At 39.0% G+C, this 16,154-nt stretch carries 13 protein-coding genes; 4 read left to right on the top strand and 9 right to left on the bottom strand.

Annotated elements, in window-relative coordinates:
• Nucleotides 1-239 precede the first annotated feature (239 nt).
• The 3 genes from yidC to CJ263_RS14745 form a co-directional block, all read right to left on the bottom strand.
• Complete coding sequence (yidC, locus tag CJ263_RS14755) at nucleotides 240-2,096, bottom strand: membrane protein insertase YidC (protein ID WP_094997982.1); 1,857 nt, start codon at nucleotides 2,094-2,096, stop codon at nucleotides 240-242.
• 66 nt (nucleotides 2,097-2,162) lie between these two features.
• A complete protein-coding gene (locus CJ263_RS14750) occupies nucleotides 2,163-3,800 on the bottom strand; it encodes a CTP synthase (RefSeq protein ID WP_094997981.1) in 1,638 nt (545 codons plus the stop codon).
• A 50-nt stretch (nucleotides 3,801-3,850) separates the two neighbouring features.
• Nucleotides 3,851-4,093: a DUF3820 family protein gene (locus CJ263_RS14745; RefSeq protein WP_094999267.1), complete on the bottom strand. Its 243-nt coding sequence runs from the start codon at nucleotides 4,091-4,093 to the stop codon at nucleotides 3,851-3,853.
• Nucleotides 4,094-4,219: 126 nt separating this feature from the next.
• Between CJ263_RS14745 and CJ263_RS14740 the strand changes: the two genes are divergently transcribed.
• Together CJ263_RS14740 and CJ263_RS14735 are read left to right on the top strand one after the other, a co-directional pair.
• Entirely contained in the window at nucleotides 4,220-5,089 is an 870-nt protein-coding gene (locus CJ263_RS14740) for a hydroxypyruvate isomerase family protein (protein ID WP_094997980.1), read from the top strand.
• Between the two features lie 114 nt (nucleotides 5,090-5,203).
• Complete coding sequence (locus CJ263_RS14735; RefSeq protein ID WP_158657172.1) at nucleotides 5,204-5,479, top strand: hypothetical protein; 276 nt, start codon at nucleotides 5,204-5,206, stop codon at nucleotides 5,477-5,479.
• On the opposite strand, the gene CJ263_RS14730 is transcribed toward CJ263_RS14735, so the two are convergent.
• From CJ263_RS14730 to guaA, 3 genes are all read right to left on the bottom strand, one after another.
• Nucleotides 5,476-6,015 (bottom strand): DUF922 domain-containing protein, encoded by a 540-nt coding sequence (locus CJ263_RS14730; RefSeq protein WP_188669453.1) that lies wholly within the window; start codon nucleotides 6,013-6,015, stop codon nucleotides 5,476-5,478. The two genes, CJ263_RS14735 and CJ263_RS14730, sit on opposite strands and share 4 nt — an antisense overlap.
• A 132-nt stretch (nucleotides 6,016-6,147) precedes the next feature.
• Nucleotides 6,148-8,376 (bottom strand): LysM peptidoglycan-binding domain-containing protein, encoded by a 2,229-nt coding sequence (locus CJ263_RS14725; RefSeq protein ID WP_094997977.1) that lies wholly within the window; start codon nucleotides 8,374-8,376, stop codon nucleotides 6,148-6,150.
• A 1-nt stretch (nucleotide 8,377) separates the two neighbouring features.
• A complete protein-coding gene (gene guaA / locus CJ263_RS14720; RefSeq protein WP_094997976.1) occupies nucleotides 8,378-9,910 on the bottom strand; it encodes a glutamine-hydrolyzing GMP synthase in 1,533 nt (510 codons plus the stop codon).
• Nucleotides 9,911-9,985: 75 nt separating this feature from the next.
• On the opposite strand from guaA, the gene CJ263_RS14715 reads away from it, so the two are divergent.
• Together CJ263_RS14715 and CJ263_RS14705 are read left to right on the top strand one after the other, a co-directional pair.
• Nucleotides 9,986-10,711, top strand: a complete 726-nt coding sequence (locus CJ263_RS14715; protein ID WP_094997975.1) for an SIMPL domain-containing protein — start codon at nucleotides 9,986-9,988, stop codon at nucleotides 10,709-10,711.
• 391 nt (nucleotides 10,712-11,102) lie between these two features.
• Entirely contained in the window at nucleotides 11,103-11,648 is a 546-nt protein-coding gene (locus CJ263_RS14705; protein WP_094997973.1) for a pyridoxamine 5'-phosphate oxidase family protein, read from the top strand.
• An 8-nt stretch (nucleotides 11,649-11,656) separates the two neighbouring features.
• Here CJ263_RS14705 and CJ263_RS14700 read toward each other — a convergent pair whose 3' ends face one another.
• From CJ263_RS14700 to bshC, 3 genes are read right to left on the bottom strand one after another with little or no spacing between them, the layout of a single operon-like run.
• Nucleotides 11,657-13,027, bottom strand: coding sequence for a pyridoxal phosphate-dependent decarboxylase family protein (locus tag CJ263_RS14700; protein WP_094997972.1), 1,371 nt, complete (start codon nucleotides 13,025-13,027; stop codon nucleotides 11,657-11,659).
• Between the two features lie 3 nt (nucleotides 13,028-13,030).
• Nucleotides 13,031-14,392: an ArnT family glycosyltransferase gene (locus tag CJ263_RS14695; protein WP_158657171.1), complete on the bottom strand. Its 1,362-nt coding sequence runs from the start codon at nucleotides 14,390-14,392 to the stop codon at nucleotides 13,031-13,033.
• A 38-nt stretch (nucleotides 14,393-14,430) separates the two neighbouring features.
• Nucleotides 14,431-16,032 (bottom strand): bacillithiol biosynthesis cysteine-adding enzyme BshC, encoded by a 1,602-nt coding sequence (gene bshC, locus CJ263_RS14690; RefSeq protein ID WP_094997970.1) that lies wholly within the window; start codon nucleotides 16,030-16,032, stop codon nucleotides 14,431-14,433.
• Nucleotides 16,033-16,154: the final 122 nt, after the last annotated feature.

Raw genomic sequence — 16,154 nt, 5'->3', positions numbered from 1 at the left:
TGGTAAGAAATTTTGAAATGGACCTCTCCTTTTTTGGGGAGGTTTTTTCTTGGGTAAAATCAAACATCATTTAAACACTGTTTAACATACAAGTTAGAACCCTTTACAACTAACTTTTTTTTTATCGGGAGACAAATAGCAAATTTACCTCCCCAAATCTTACCAAACCAAACCTTAATCAATGGCAAAAGCCTCTACTATAATGGTAGAGGCTTTTTATTTTTATGACATTCTTTGCACTATTTCTTTTTTTGAGCTTCAGCCTGCTCCATCATTTCGCGCATTTTACGCTGGAACTTATTCTCCTTTTTAGGCTTCTTTTTGTTTTCCTGTATTTGGGCATGTATTTTATCATTGTCAAGAATAAAGTTCTTGATGACCAACATGATTCCAATTGTAATCAGGTTGGATACAAAATAATATAAACTTAGACCACTGGCGTAGTTGTTGAAGAAAAACAACATCATGAAGGGCATTAAGTACATAATAAATTTCATATTGGGCATACCGGGCTGCGTAGGCATGTTCTGTCCGGTCGTCATCATCATATAAAAGAATATTGCGATAGATGCCAAAATGGGAAAAAGACTTACATGGTCTCCATAAAATGGTATTGAAAACCCTTCTGGAAATTGATATATCGTATCAAATGAAGATAAATCATCCGCCCATAGAAATGATTTCTGTCTCAACGCAAAAGAAGTCGGGAAAAACATAAACAATGCATAGAATATAGGCATTTGCAAAAATGCCGGTACACATCCGCTCATGGGGCTTACTCCAGCCTTACCATATAGTTTCATGGTTTCCTGTTGCTTCTTCATGGCATTGTCCTTATACTTCTCGTTCAATTCCGCAATTTCAGGTTTTAAAACCTTCATTTTGGCTTGGGACAAATATGATTTATAGGTCACAGGTGACATGGCCAACCTCACCAAAATTGTCATAATGATAATGGCAATACCATAAGGAAAATACGTGCTTAAAAATGAGTAAAACGGGGTAAACACATATCTGTTTATCCATCCAAAAATTCCCCATCCAAAAGGTATGGAATCCACTAAGTCCAAATCCTTATATTTTGATAGGACTTCCAAGTCAGTAGGACCATAATAGAGATGCATGTTTTTGGAAATTTCACCTCCTTTTACGTCCAAAGGTAGAACAGATGCATAGTTTTTGGTAAAACCGAAGGTCCTACTCTCTTCCTCCACCAAATTTTCGGAAGAAAGCTCCCCTGTTTTAAAAGGTTCATCCGTTGCCAAGATTGAACTGAAAAAATGCTGTCTATAGGAAATCCATTTTATATCCTCCTCGGTCTCTTCGTCATCACCCCCAGCAGAAAGCTTGCTTAATTTGCCATCCTCATGATGATAGGTCAACCTTGTATACCTATTTTCATACTCAATACTTTTGGAATGTCTGATGCCTTTCATTTTCCAATCAAAGGTTACCGGCTTGCTACTATTTAAGATTCTATCCAATCCTTGGGTACGCACCGTAAAATCTACCAAATATTCATTTGGCTTCATTTCATATCTATATTCCAAATATTGGTTGTTGGAAGTTTTGGCTCTCATAGAAAGCACCTGGTTGTCGCCAGATTGGGTCACCGAAGGTTCAAAATAAAGATCTTTTGTATTCAAGACCCGATTATCCGAGGTAGAAAAATTAATAGAATAGGCGGAGTTACCGTCCTTAACCAAATAGACGGGAACGGAGTCATAGGTGACAAAATTTTTCATCTTAGCTTGAACTACATGACCTCCTTTATTGCTTATTTCCAAATAAAGGACCTCGTTTTCCAAAACCGTATTACCTTCTTTTGGAGTGGTAAAACCGAATGCACCTATTTGACTTTTGTATCCGGCTACTGCAGTTGAGTCATTTAAATCGACTGAAGGGGTGTCATCAATAACCAGTTTTTCTGGAGATTCTTCTTCTGCAGCGGCAGCGGCATCCATTTGTTCCTGCTTTGCCTTCTGTGCCTCAAGTTCCTCAGGAGTAGGTTTGTTTTGATAGAACATGAAAATCAAGATTCCAAAGATCAAGACAAAACCAATGATAGACTTTACATCTAATTTCTTCTCTTCCATTTAATTATAAATATGTACGGTAATTATTTGGTTTTCAAGGAGCAAATATATGCCCAAATACGTAGTTTATGCCATACTGGCATTAGTTTGTGACTTTTTATGTGCCAAAGCGGCCTTTACAAAACCAACGAACAATGGGTGTGGGCTGGCTACGGTACTCTTATATTCTGGGTGATATTGAACCCCAATAAACCAAGGGTGGTTCTTCAACTCCACAATTTCCACTAAATTGGTTTTCGAGTTGGTCCCGGTAGCCATTAAACCGGCAGCCTCCAAATCCCCTTTATATTTATTGTTGAATTCATATCTGTGACGGTGCCTTTCGGAAATTTGCGTTGCACCATCATAAACCTTCTGTACCAGGCTTCCATCCTTTAGTTCACAATCCCATGCACCGAGTCTCATGGTACCTCCCTTATCCGTGATGGACTTCTGCTCTTCCATTAGGCTGATGACTGGGTCTGGTGTATCCGGATTCATTTCAGTGGAACTGGCCATTTTCAGTCCTAGGACATTTCTGGCGTATTCAATGACCGCCATCTGCATGCCCAAACATATTCCCAAAAACGGGATTCCATTCGTTCTGGCGTAGTGCACAGCTTCTATTTTACCTTCGATACCACGCTCCCCAAAGCCTGGTGCTACCAAAATACCGTCAAGCCCTTTTAGCTTACTTTCAAGGTTGTTGCTGGTAATATATTCAGAATGGATAGACCTTACATTTACTTTCACCTCATTTTTGGCGCCAGCATGTATAAAGGCTTCCAAAATGGATTTATAGGAGTCCTGCAGTTCCACATATTTCCCTACCAAACCAATGGTAACTTCATTTTTGGGGTTCTTATGCCTTTCCAGGAACTCTTTCCAGTTTTCCAAATCGGGTTCATTATGGTTGGGCAAGGCCAGTTTTTGAAGCGTAACGGTATCAAGACCTTCCTCTTGCATTAAAATGGGAACATCATAAATTGTGGAGGCATCGATACTTTGTATGACCGCTTCCCTTTTTACATTACAAAAAAGAGCCAGTTTGTCCTTAATATCATCTGAAATTTTGTGTTCCGTCCTACAAACCAATATATCGGCTTTTATACCACTTTCCATCAGAGTTTTTACGGAATGCTGTGTCGGTTTGGTCTTCAATTCGCCAGCAGCGGATAAATAAGGTACCAAAGTTAAATGAATCACAATGGCATTGTTATCTCCCAATTCCCAAAGCAACTGACGTACCGCTTCAATATAGGGCAAGGATTCTATATCCCCCACGGTTCCTCCTATCTCAGTAATGACGATATCGTACTCGCCACTATTTCCAAGAACCTGTACACGTTCCTTAATTTCATTGGTAATATGTGGAACCACCTGAACGGTCTTACCAAGAAACTCTCCCCTTCTCTCCTTATCAATCACGCTTTGGTAAATTCTTCCGGTGGTAACGTTGTTTGCCTGAGAAGTCCTAACGTTTAAAAAACGTTCATAATGACCTAGGTCCAAATCGGTTTCCGCACCGTCATCTGTAACATAGCATTCACCATGTTCATATGGGTTGAGCGTACCTGGATCAACATTAATATAGGGGTCTAATTTTTGTATGGTTGTTTTATATCCCCTGGATTGAAGCAATTTTGCCAAAGAAGCGGCAATAATTCCTTTTCCTAGTGAAGATGTAACGCCTCCCGTAACGAAGATGTATTTGGTTTTTGCCATTTTAAGAATTCTATGTTACGGGACACAAAAGTACAAATTGCGAATAGAACTTAAGGACTTTCCTTTGGAAAATGTTTTTGAATTCCTCGAATTAGGGATTCCAAACTATTTGTTTTGATTTCCAACATTGATCGCAATAAATCTCCTAATTTACCATCAGGAAAACCTTTTTGTTGGAACCAAACCAGATAGGGTTCTGGTAAGTCTACCAAATATCTCCCCTTATATTTCCCGAAGGGCATGCGATAATGTGCCAGTTCTATTAATTTTTGGTTATCGGGTTTTAATTCCATTTTTAAATCTAAAAAAATTATCTTTAGGAAATCAACTTTATTAAGCAATATGAAATAGGCTTTGGAAATCTATACCTTGAAAAGATTTTAATTGCCAATTACATCTGCACTTTAAAAATTACACAGATGAAAAGACGAGACTTTATAGGCACATCTGCCGCGGCTTCCGTTGGTTTTATGGCTTCTGCCAAAACAGGTACGGGAACCAACCTTTCTGAAAAACCTTTTAAGCTTAAGCATAACATCAACCATAGCGCTTGTTATTGGTGCTATGGCTCTATCCCTTTCGAAACGTTTTTACAAGAGTTGAACAAACTGGATATTAGGGCGATAGATTTAGTAGACGCCGAACAATTTCCCCTATTAAAAAAATATAACATTCATGCCTCTATGTGCTGGGGTGCCGGCCTCGGTATAGAAAAAGGCTGGAATGATCCACAATATCACAAAGAGCTTATCGCCGATTATAAAAGAGTTATTCCCTTGGTAGCAGAAGGTGGCTATACCAACCTTATATGTTTCAGCGGAAACAGAAACGGTATGAACGACATGGTCGGTCTCAGAAACTGTGCCAAAGGACTAAAGGAAATTATTCCCTTGGCTGAAGAACATGGAGTGGTCATACAAATGGAGCTTTTGAATAGCAAGGTGAACCACAAAGATTATATGTGCGATAAATCGGAATGGGGCGTATCACTGTGTGAGACTATTGGTTCGGACAATTTTAAGTTGCTCTATGATATTTACCATATGCAGATTATGGAAGGGGATATTATAAGGAACATTCAGGATTATCATCAATACTACGGTCATTATCACACCGGTGGAAATCCAGGAAGGCATGAAATCGATGAAACACAGGAAATCTTTTATCCTGCCGTAATGAAAGCCATATTAGAAACCGGTTATACTGGTCATGTAGCGCAAGAATTTGTACCAAGTTGGGAAGATAAAATTGCGGCTTTAAAACAGGGCGTCACCATATGTGATGTTTAGCTGAAGTATCAAGAAACAATGATAATTGGCCCTTTTCACAAGAAAAGGGCCTTTTTTTCGTTTGTTTTTTATTGTAAACCAAATTCCAATCTTTTTAGTTACCAAATTAGAATTATGAAAAATAATAAGTTACTGATATTGGCCTTAACCGTATTGATACTTTCAGGCTGTGTAAAACAAGTGAAGGATGCTTTTGACGAAACTACAGAAGCTTTGACCTGTGCAAATCGCGTACAGGAATTTGAGGATACCAACGAAGCAAACCCTGATAGAAGTTGTACAGCTATTATCGCCGATATAGACGACTTGGAACGTACCTGTAAGGATTATTTATCCGAAAGCACCAAACAGTCCTTTGCAGATCTAAGAGCAGCCTGTTCGGGAAATTAGTAATCATTTTTTTCTTTTAGGACTTCGCTTATTTGCTTTTGCCAAAGCTTTTGTTGTTCGATATTTCTGGAAAAATCGGTTTCCTGATCATAGCGCCTTTGAAATTTGTCCAGCTCCTCTAAAGTTCGTTTGTAAATAGCCCTTACTTCTTGCTTAATGGCTTTTGTGAACTTTGTTTCGGACATTTCTTTGGCCATTTTTCTAGCAAATACTTCGGAAATATCAAAATGCAACTGTTCGTGAAGCAAGGTCACATCGTTGCAAATTTGGGGTCTGTACCATGACTTAGTGGGGTAGAAAAAGGATTGAACCTTGTAATCTACCACCATTTGACCCTTTTCATAATTAGAGGAAAAATTATAACTGATTCCACTCGCCGTGGTAGCGGCGGCACCTGCCCCCATGGGGATTTCCCCTTTAAAATCTTTCCATTGCAACCTAAAATTGGAAGACCAAGGAATTTCTTCCTGACCTCTTAGCTCAAGACTAAACATTGTTAGAACAAGTACAAAAACTAAGAATCTTGCAAGCTTCATTTCAAGGAAATTAAGGGTCTAATATGGAACCTAAAGTTCTCATTACCACGTCGACTTAGAACAAAAAAAACGCTGAAATAAAAAACTACAAGCTTATTTGCAATACGAGACTATACTACATGTAAAGGTATATTATTCCAATTCCTTTATATACATGTTATCATATCCAATAATATAGGAAGCCTGGTTAAAATATCCGGAGGAAATATCCTTTTCATAATCGAACTTGTTTCCACTGTATTGGGTTTCACCTATAAATTTGGAAACATCCAATAAATTGTTCTTATATGCCAGCTTTAATAAAAGGTCGTATGTAATATCGAACCCTCTCACGGCAAATTTATCGGGCGTGTCCCCAAAACGCTTTTTATACCTTGCTACAAAAGAATCTGAAGGTGCCTCCCTGTATACGGAAGGATAAGCGAAACGTAGATTGGACAAATGGGTACTTGAAATAACATCATTATCAAAGGCATTATTCTTGTCCGTAGTAAACATTCTCACCATAATTTTTTTGGCTTCGGGATTTTCAATGTCCAATACAGCGTTATGGAAGGAGTTTAAAATAGATACTACACTGGAAATTAATTTAAAGTTATCGGACTCCACGAAAACCCAATTTTCTACATCCTCGGACAACTGAAGTTCCAACTTATCACGGTTGATACCTATATTTTCCTCTTCCTCCTTCACATTAACAATCTTTGCGTTTGGAAACCTACTTAAAATAGAATCTTGGACCATTTTATTTTTACTATCCGCTATGATGATGATGTTTTCATCGGTATGTTTCTCGGAAACAAATTTTAGCATACGATCACGAAGTGTTTCCTCTTGCGTATAGGAAAAAAATACATTGCCCAAACTTATATCGCTCTTGGCAGGTACCGGTGCAATTACCGGCAAGTTATAACTCGCGGCTTGTGTGGAGGCTTCCTTTAAGGATAAAACATCCAGCGGACCAAAAATAGCATTGTAGGAACCTAGGTTTTCTCTTTGTAGAATCTCCCTAGTTCTTTGTAGATCCAATCGATTGTCAAACGTCTTCACGTCTACGGATACACCCAAAGATTTAATGGAGTCTAACGCCACCAAAGCACCCGAATAAAGACCAAGACTGTATTTTAGACTATTCCTATTCTCTATGGTCCATTCTACGGATTCCTCATCATTTAAATCAAGTTTATCCAACCTAAAGGGTAGAAGAAACATGATTTTTGGTTTGTTCTCTACATTGATACTATCCAACAAATTTATCTTGTCCAAAATCAAGGAATTCCTTACTTCAAATTCACCTACCTGATTTTTGGGTAATTTCAGTACCATACCGGCCTTTAATCCATTTTTTAGCTCGGGGTTAAGTTTAATCAATTCTTCCCAGCTCATCCCAAATTTTCTGGTAAGACGAAACTCATTTTGCTTCGGCTTTACCTCATAGAAAATATAGTTGTCGGTATTTATCGCCCCGGGATCCAATTTTGTTTCCGGTAACCGAATTACCATACCTTCCTTTAGGCCACCACGTTCCGTGATTTCAGGATTCAATCTAACAACCTCATCGGACTTCACCTCAAATTCCTTTTCAAGCCGATAAAAATTCATTTTGGCCGGAACCGTATAGGAAGTATATAATTGGGTTTCCTGATTATCTACCGTTGAACCGGCAATTTTTGGGAGAAGCAACTCATAACCCTCCTGTAAATAGTTAGAGGTCTTGGAAAGCGAAGGGTTCAAAACCAACATACTATCTATTGTTATTCCGTATTTGTTAGCTATACTCCATCGGGTTTCCTTAGGGGCTACCACATATTTCTCATAGTCCCCAACATCAATGGTATTTTGGTCTTCATCTACCTTTTTATATTTAGGTACCCTAATGACCATTTTTCTTTTAAGCTGGGAGGAATACAATTCCTTGTTATACTTCTTTATTTCCTCTTCGGTGACGCCATATTCCTGGGCAATTCCGTACAATGTCTCCTTTTTACCTACCCTATGATTTACAAAGCCCATGGGTTCTCGCTTTACCACGGAATCGTTTATGATCCTATTGACCAATTCTTCCACGGCCCCGTCCACAGGTTCACCATTTCCTTTGGTAGGTTCCGTACGTTCTGGTTGTGCGGACACTTCACCAGCATTTGGAATAACCAATATGGTATTTATGCTTAATGGTTCTCCTTTCCTAAGCTCCTTATTGTATTTTAATATTTCATCTTGGGAAACACCGTATCTTTTGGAAATACTATATAATGTTTCGTTCTGCTTGACCGAATGCGTGGTAAACTTCTGTCCTAAGGCTTTACATCCCAAAAAAACACTAAAACAAACGGTAAAAAATATCTTGACTAAATCTTTCATATTACTCCCATTCTATAGTTGCCGGCGGTTTGGAACTTATATCGTAAACAACCCTATTTACACCGGGCACTTTATTAATTATATCGTTCGAGGTTTTTTGTAAAAACTCATAGGGTAAATTTACCCAATCCGCAGTCATACCATCGGTACTTTCAACGGCCCTTAGGGCAACGCATTTTTCATAGGTACGTTCATCCCCCATTACCCCTACACTATTTACGGGTAAAAGCATGGCTCCGGCCTGCCACACCTGATCATAAAGTCCCCATTCTTTTAAACCTTGTATAAAAATATGGTCAACCTCTTGCAAAATGGCCACTTTTTCCCGGGTTATATCTCCCAAAATTCGTATTGCCAGTCCAGGCCCGGGAAATGGATGTCTTCCCAACAGGTTTGGTTCCAATCCCATACTTTTACCTACTCTTCTAACCTCATCCTTAAAAAGCATCTTTAAGGGCTCTACTACCTTCAACTTCATAAAATCTGGTAAACCACCTACATTATGGTGGCTTTTTATGGTTGCTGATGGACCACCCGTTGCGGAGACCGACTCTATGACATCCGGATAAATGGTTCCTTGTGCCAACCATTTGGCGTTTTCAACCTGATGTGATTCATCATCAAAAACCTCAATGAATACCCTTCCGATAATTTTTCTTTTCTTTTCCGGGTCACTTTCCCCTTCCAATGCATCCAAAAAACGTGCCGAAGCATCAACTCCCTTTACGTTTAATCCCATATCCTTGTACTGGTGGAGTACATCTTCGAACTCATTTTTTCTGAGCAAACCATTGTTGACGAAAATACAATGAAGGTTTTTCCCAATGGCCTTGTTGAGCAGTACTGCCGCAACGGAAGAATCCACGCCTCCAGAGAGTCCCAATATTACCTTTTCATCACCGATCTTCGCTTTAAGTCCGGCCACGGTAGTTTCCACAAAGGCCGCTGGCGTCCAGTTTTGTTCTACTTTGGCAATATTCACCAAAAAGTTTTCCAGAATCTGTTTTCCGTCGGTGGAATGGTACACTTCTGGATGGAACTGAATACCATAAGTCTCCTCGTTCTTGAACTTAAACGCGGCGTTCTCCACATCATGGGTACTTGCCAAAAGAACTGAATTATCAGGAAGACTTTTTATCGTATCCGCATGGCTCATCCAAACTTGACTACCAATCGCTATACTTTTTAAAAAAGGGTCGTCTACATGTAGTTTGGCCAATTTGGCCCTACCGTACTCCCTAGTGTTGGACTTTTCAACATTTCCACCATTAAAATGGGCAAGGTACTGTGCACCGTAACACACACCTAATAAAGGTTTTTTCCCTTTTATCCCAGAGAGGTCTACATGGGGTGCATCCCCTGCCCTCACGGAATGTGGTGAACCTGAAAGAATTACGGCTTTATACTCGTTTAAGTCCTCAGGTGGTTTATTGTAAGGCTTTATTTCACAGAAAATATTCAGTTCCCTAACCCTTCTAGCGATGAGTTGTGTGTACTGGGAGCCAAAATCTAATATCAGAACATTATTTTGCATGGGCAAAAATAGCAATTTGAAGGTTTTTGAAAACTATCTTTTGGTATATTTATCATTCATTTAAAAACAATTGTTTTGAAACACATTTCAGCTATAATTTTTGGGGCCGCTATTGTCATTGCCGCCTATTTCTTGGGCAATGCATATGTGAGGCGCGCCAACCCACCTCAAATAATTTCGGTTACAGGCCTTGGTAATGAGAACTTCACTTCAGACCTTATCGTATGGGAAGGGCAATTTTCTGCGACCAACACCGTGCTTAAATCTGCCTTTGACCAACTGAACAGTGATAAAAACATTGTTAAGGAATATTTGACCTCAAAAGGAATAAAAGCCGAACAGATTATATTCAACAGTGTACAGACTACCGAGCTGAGAGACAATAAATACGAAAACGGCAATTATGTGGGAAGTATATTTAGGGGGTACCAACTCATGCAAACGGTAAAGATTGAATCGCAAGATGTGGAACTGATTGAAAACGTTTCCCGGGAAATAACGGAACTCTTAAATAAAGGAGTGCAGTTCAACAGTTACCCGCCAAGATATTATTATACCAAATTAGCCGATCTTAAAATTGAAATGATTTCCAAGGCTACGGAAGATGCCCGATTAAGAGCGGAAAAAATTGCCGAAAATTCTGGTAGTAATCTAGGTGATTTGGTATCGGCCAAAATGGGGGTTTTTCAAATCACTGGGCAAAATTCCGGAGAGGATTATTCCTGGGGTGGGGCATATAATACCGACTCTAAAAACAAGACTGCCTCCATAACGATGCGTTTGGACTACAAAGTGAGATAGTTAAATTAGTACTTTGTATAATATTTTTTAAAACACTGGAAATTAATTTTTTAAATCAATTCCTACAAATTCGATTTGCAACCAAAATTTTGAAATAAACCAACAAAAGCCCGGCGAATACCGGGCTTTCTCAACCAACCTAATTGGAATACAATTCTGAAAAATTTCTTTTTCATAGCATTTTGCATTCCTACACAATTGGTCGCAAGAACTTCTAAAACCTTACACTTCAATAAAAAAAGCCCGGGAACCACCCCGAGCTTACTAATTAAAATCAAAAACCAACCTAAAAATGATTCATCAACTAAATCTTCTTTTTCATAGCAATTTGTATTTATAACAACTATCTCGCAAAATACCCTACCATGATTTTGTATTTTTATAAATAAAAATGATGGACGGTTTTTGGAAAGAACTTCAAGAAGAACTAAAAAAGGGGGTAAACGAGAAAGAACACCCCTTTAGGTTTGGGACATTTGGAACTGTGGGAGTGGACAAGTTACCACGATTACGGACCGTAGTCCTTAGACATTTGTTTGAAAATGGACACCTTTGTTTTTATACGGACAAGCGCTCCAAAAAGGTGATGCATATTACGGAGAACCCTAACGTAAGTCTTTTATTCTATCATCCCGAAAAACTTTTGCAAGTGAAAATTGAAGGACTTGCTTCCGTGGTAACCAATGAAAACAAACTTCAAACCATGTGGAAGGAAATCCCCGAAAGTAACAAGAAGGACTACACTACGGAGACCGCTCCGGGAAGTACCTTAAAAAATCCTGATAATTTGGAATATTTAACCGGAGACCATTTCTTTTGTATGATTGAAATAGAACCTTTTAGGATAGAATACCTAAAGTTGAAAAAACCTCACCATATTCGGGTGGCCTTTGAGAAAGAAGATGATAATTGGGAAAGCGAGTTTTTGGTTCCCTAGTTTCCCCGCTACTCCATACTTTTTAAAATATCCTGAATATCCTTTTGCGTTGTATCCGGATTGATGAAACAAAATCGGGATACCGTTTCGTAACCATTGGTAGACTTCCATTTGGTAGGCGTTACCAATGCAAAGCCAGATTCATGATTTCTATAGGTCCAGTTTCTATAATCTTCTGCTGACCAGCCAATTCTTCTGTACAGCACACAGGAAAGACTGGGTTCCCTGACCAATTCGGTTAGTGGATTCTTTTCTATGAGCTCTCCAGCTATTTTTGCTAATTTGATGCCCTGCTCTACAGCCCACTCGTATTTTTCGGTACCATGGGTCGCCAAGGAAAACCACAATGGCAAGCCCCTTAGACGTCTGGTCAATTGTATTTGATAATCGGACGGATTAAATCCATGCGCACCTTCATCCTTAAAAATTTCCAAATAGGAACCTTCTTGGGCATGGGCCTCCTTGGCCTCTTCGGGATTCTTATAAATGACCGCACCACAATCATAGGGAGAGAATAACCACTTATGGGGATCAATGGTAACACTATCCGCCTTTTCTATTCCTTTGAACAAATGACGAACCGATTTTGCAGCAAGTGCACCGCCACCGTAGGCCGCATCTACATGAAACCAGAGATTTTTGGAGCGACAAAAGTTTGCAATTCCATCCAACTCATCAATAATTCCGGCGTTTGTAGTTCCCCCTGTGGCCACAACAGCAAAAACCCTTTCTTTTTCGGTTTCCGGTAATTTGTCGTAAAACGCTTCCAAGGCCGATTGGCTCATGGCATCTTCCGACGCTACCAGCAAAACATCCGCATCGATTACCTTGGCCATGGCCTTGATTGAGGAATGCGCTCCAATGGAGGTAATTAAAATTCCTTTTTGATTTATGTTCCTTGGATTTTTTCTCCATTTTTCCCTGGCCACGACTATAGCCGATAAATTGGCCGCAGTTCCCCCACTGGTGAACACGCCAAAAGCGGGTTCTGGCATACCCGTAAGTGAAACCAACCACTTCATGGCCTCGTTTTCACAAAAAATTCCACCTGCACCTTCCATCCAATAGGCCCCATGAATACTCGATGCCGATGTCACCAAATCGAACAAAATGGCGGCTCGGGTTGGTGATGCTGGAACAAAAGCCAAATGTCTTGGGTGGTCAATAGGCACCGTGGCCTTGACCAGAACTTGCCTAAATAATTCAAAAGCCTTCTCCCCTCCTATTCCACTATTAGTGACTGTTTCCCCGACCAATCTCCGAAGTTCGGCCTCAGTTTTTGGTTTGCCCAACTCTGGATTGGTTTGCGTAATTCTGTTGATGGCATATTTGACCACGTCAAGGGTCATTTCAACCATATCTATATCTATATCGTGCATTTTTTAATCTTTTAATTCAATTCGTTTTAGACTCGGGACAAAAAATAAGGTGTCCTTTTCCCTACCAAAACCTAAAATACTGTCGGTAGGTTTTGTGTATTCATCCGGGATTTTTCCTATGTGCACAAAAACTTTGTTCTTATTCTTGATGTTATTCCCCAAAGAAAAGTCGTCATTGGAAAAAATCAACCGATTCGGGTTTAGCAATTTAATATTTCCAGCATAGGTAACGTCGGGTAAAACCCATTCTTTGTCTGAATAATCCTGACGTAATATATTGGAAATCGGTTCAAACCCGAAATGAACGGAAGACGGAATGCCCAATACTTTTTCCATGGGCGTTCTTAAAAACTGAAAACCTATTAACATTATAAAGGTCACAAAAGCATACCTTTTAATTTTTATAATATTCTCAAATTGAAATGATTTGATCCACAGTATTATGAAAGGTAGCAATAAGGGCAACAACCATCTTACCTCAACCTTTTGTGCCTTTACTAGCAAGAAAAACAGCAATAAAACCAAAATTTGAACTACAAAAAGCTCAGAAAACCAATCCCATTTAGGTCGTTGTAGAGTCACTTTTTTCAATAGGACCAAAACCAAGAAAACTAGAAGTAATGGTGTCATTAAAGGTATTAAACCCTTAATTATCAGGATTACCGGTGTAATTCCGAATAAATAATCTGCAGTACCATCCCCAGTTTTATCCTGTATACTTTCCCGTACCATAGACCAATTTTCATTTGGCCCAAAAAGCCAGTAGAAATGAGGTGCCACAAGAACCATGGCCAATAGAATTGTAATGAATATTTTTCTATTAAAAATTACCTTTCGTAGTTCTCCATCCAAGAGACCCACTATACTAAAGGCCAATAAAAACAATACATAGTTGTATTTGGACAATAGACCAAAAGCGACACAACAACCAAAAAGAATATAATTCCCAACTGATTTTTTAACAAGCAGCCTTTCCAATATGAAGTACGTTGCCAATATTGAAAAACACAAAAGAGAAGTATGGGACAGCCGCCTAAAGGTGAAATCAATAAAAACAGGTATCAGGACCATCATAAAAACAGTGATTCCGGCCTTTTGAACATCTTTGTGCATGTTCTTGGCAAATTGGTATAACAACAAAAGAATACCCCCAAATAGGAGTCCCCGTAAAAAGGAAAAAGAAAATTTGTTGAATCCAAGTAACTGGTTAAAGAAATATTGTATCCAAGTATATAAAGGCGGCTGGTCATCATATCCCCAACGTAACCATTGCGAATAATAAGCCTGTTCAGCGTCTTCCAATTCTACGGCTGCCTTAAAAAAAGTACTTGCCGTAATCACCAAAACGGATAAAACCACCGGCACAATTATCCTTTTTGGCCACAGACCTTGCAACAAACTACTTATTTTTTTGTGAGTATCGTGAACGTTAAATCCATAGGATTAAGAGACCTCAAAAGCATAGGAATCAATTCCTCTCCATATTCCAAATACAGTTCGGAGAAGTTCAATTGTCGTTCCTGAAGGGACTGACCAGGAAACAGTTGATTCTGTATATCGGTCAAACGCAGCACATGATCTTCCAATTTTCTTTTTTGGGCCTTAAGCAATCGCTTTTCCAGATTATCAAGACCCTTCTTTTGTTTAACCTCCTGCGCCTTTACCGCACCTAAAAAGGACTTGTCCGTTTTTTCCGCAAGCTCGTACATTCCCTTGAATTGTTCCTCCAATAGTTGTTTTTGGGGCGTAAAATCGATATCGATATTGGATATTTCCCTGATTTTCTTATTGATCAGACTATGTTGCTTCAAGAAAATATCGCTGTGGGAAACATTTAATTTTTGCAACTTTTCGTTTTGTTTTTCGGTAATTACCAACGCCGAATTACGAAGTAAAAGTATGGGAAAGGGTACGTTCATCGCTTCAAAGGACGATTTTAGCTCAAGCCAATAGGCCAATTCCCCTCCGCCCCCTATGTAACACAAATTCGGTAAGATCACTTCTTGATACAACGGCCTCGCCACCACATTGGGAGAAAATCGCTCCGGATGTTCCTCCAACTCGGCAATCAATTCCTCTTTGGAAAACGATAATTGAGTGTCGTTTACAAAATAAGTACCATCCTGCTCGATTATTCTTTCCCGAATATCGTCTTTTAAATAAAAATAATTGATTTCCCTAGGGTTTACCTGAACAGGGTAATCCGGATTTATTTGCTGTATTTCCGCAATTTTATCCGATACTTTCTTAAAGGAAACCTGGTCAAAAATGTCCTTTTTCGCGTAGGGTACCAACAGTTTTTTAAGACTCTTATCGTCACCATCCAAAATGACCAAGCCATGTTCCTTAAAAAGTTCATTGGCCAAAAATCGAGTTGCCTCGGTCAATGTTGCATGATCTAAATAAGCTTTGGAGAAAAGTTCTTTTAGATAGGTGGCATTTTTGCTGCCCCCAACACCTAGCGAAAAAATTTCAAATACTTCATTCAAACCTTCAGTGGACAAGTGTCCAACCGCACCTGAAGCTTTCCTATTCCACAGGATTTTTTTTCCTTGAAAATTAAAATAGTTTATTTCTTCAAAATCATGGTCCTCGGTGGCCATCCAATATACCGGAACAAAGTTGTATGAGGGGTATTCATCCTTTAATTGCTTTGCCAAATTAATGGTAGAAATTATCTTGTAGAGAAAGTATAATGGACCGGTAAACAAATTGAGCTGATGGCCAGTAACAATAGTATAAGTTCCTGTATTACTCAGGGAATTGATATTTTCCAAGGTCAATTCCGAAGCTTCCAGACCGGAATATTGTTGCTTCAATGCATTTACCAAAACATCTCTATGAGTTTGGGGGTAGCTCTCCTTTTCCCTGATCTGTGCCCTAAAACTTTCAATTTTTGGAAATCGATTATAGAGCGTTTCCAACTCTGGCATCCCCTCAATATAATCACAAATTAGACTAGAAAAATATCCTGTTTTTCGAAAAGGCAAACAATCAATATCCATATAAAAATGTTAATGACCGTAAATATAAAACACTCCCAACTTACAGTTCCTAAAAATACGTTAATTACATTGGACCAAAATCCCGTAATATTCGTCAAAAACCCCATTTAACATGATAAAAG

It is taken from the genome of Maribacter cobaltidurans, assembly GCF_002269385.1.
Classification (GTDB): Bacteria; Bacteroidota; Bacteroidia; order Flavobacteriales; family Flavobacteriaceae; genus Maribacter; species Maribacter cobaltidurans.
Note: the sequence above shows the minus strand (reverse complement) of the source record. Positions and strands in the feature narration are given on the sequence as shown.

What these genes read in the sequence shown, in the direction of transcription:
- CJ263_RS14735 (WP_158657172.1), top strand. Translation starts at nt 5,204, where the DNA reads ATGAAAAATAATAAGTTACTGATATTGGCCTTAACCGTATTGATACTT.
- CJ263_RS14725 (WP_094997977.1), bottom strand. Translation starts at nt 8,376, where the DNA reads ATGAAAGATTTAGTCAAGATATTTTTTACCGTTTGTTTTAGTGTTTTT.
- CJ263_RS14700 (WP_094997972.1), bottom strand. Translation starts at nt 13,027, where the DNA reads ATGCACGATATAGATATAGATATGGTTGAAATGACCCTTGACGTGGTC.
- CJ263_RS14730 (WP_188669453.1), bottom strand. Translation starts at nt 6,015, where the DNA reads ATGAAGCTTGCAAGATTCTTAGTTTTTGTACTTGTTCTAACAATGTTT.
- guaA (WP_094997976.1), bottom strand. Translation starts at nt 9,910, where the DNA reads ATGCAAAATAATGTTCTGATATTAGATTTTGGCTCCCAGTACACACAA.
- CJ263_RS14750 (WP_094997981.1), bottom strand. Translation starts at nt 3,800, where the DNA reads ATGGCAAAAACCAAATACATCTTCGTTACGGGAGGCGTTACATCTTCA.
- CJ263_RS14745 (WP_094999267.1), bottom strand. Translation starts at nt 4,093, where the DNA reads ATGGAATTAAAACCCGATAACCAAAAATTAATAGAACTGGCACATTAT.
- CJ263_RS14740 (WP_094997980.1), top strand. Translation starts at nt 4,220, where the DNA reads ATGAAAAGACGAGACTTTATAGGCACATCTGCCGCGGCTTCCGTTGGT.
- bshC (WP_094997970.1), bottom strand. Translation starts at nt 16,032, where the DNA reads ATGGATATTGATTGTTTGCCTTTTCGAAAAACAGGATATTTTTCTAGT.
- CJ263_RS14705 (WP_094997973.1), top strand. Translation starts at nt 11,103, where the DNA reads ATGATGGACGGTTTTTGGAAAGAACTTCAAGAAGAACTAAAAAAGGGG.
- yidC (WP_094997982.1), bottom strand. Translation starts at nt 2,096, where the DNA reads ATGGAAGAGAAGAAATTAGATGTAAAGTCTATCATTGGTTTTGTCTTG.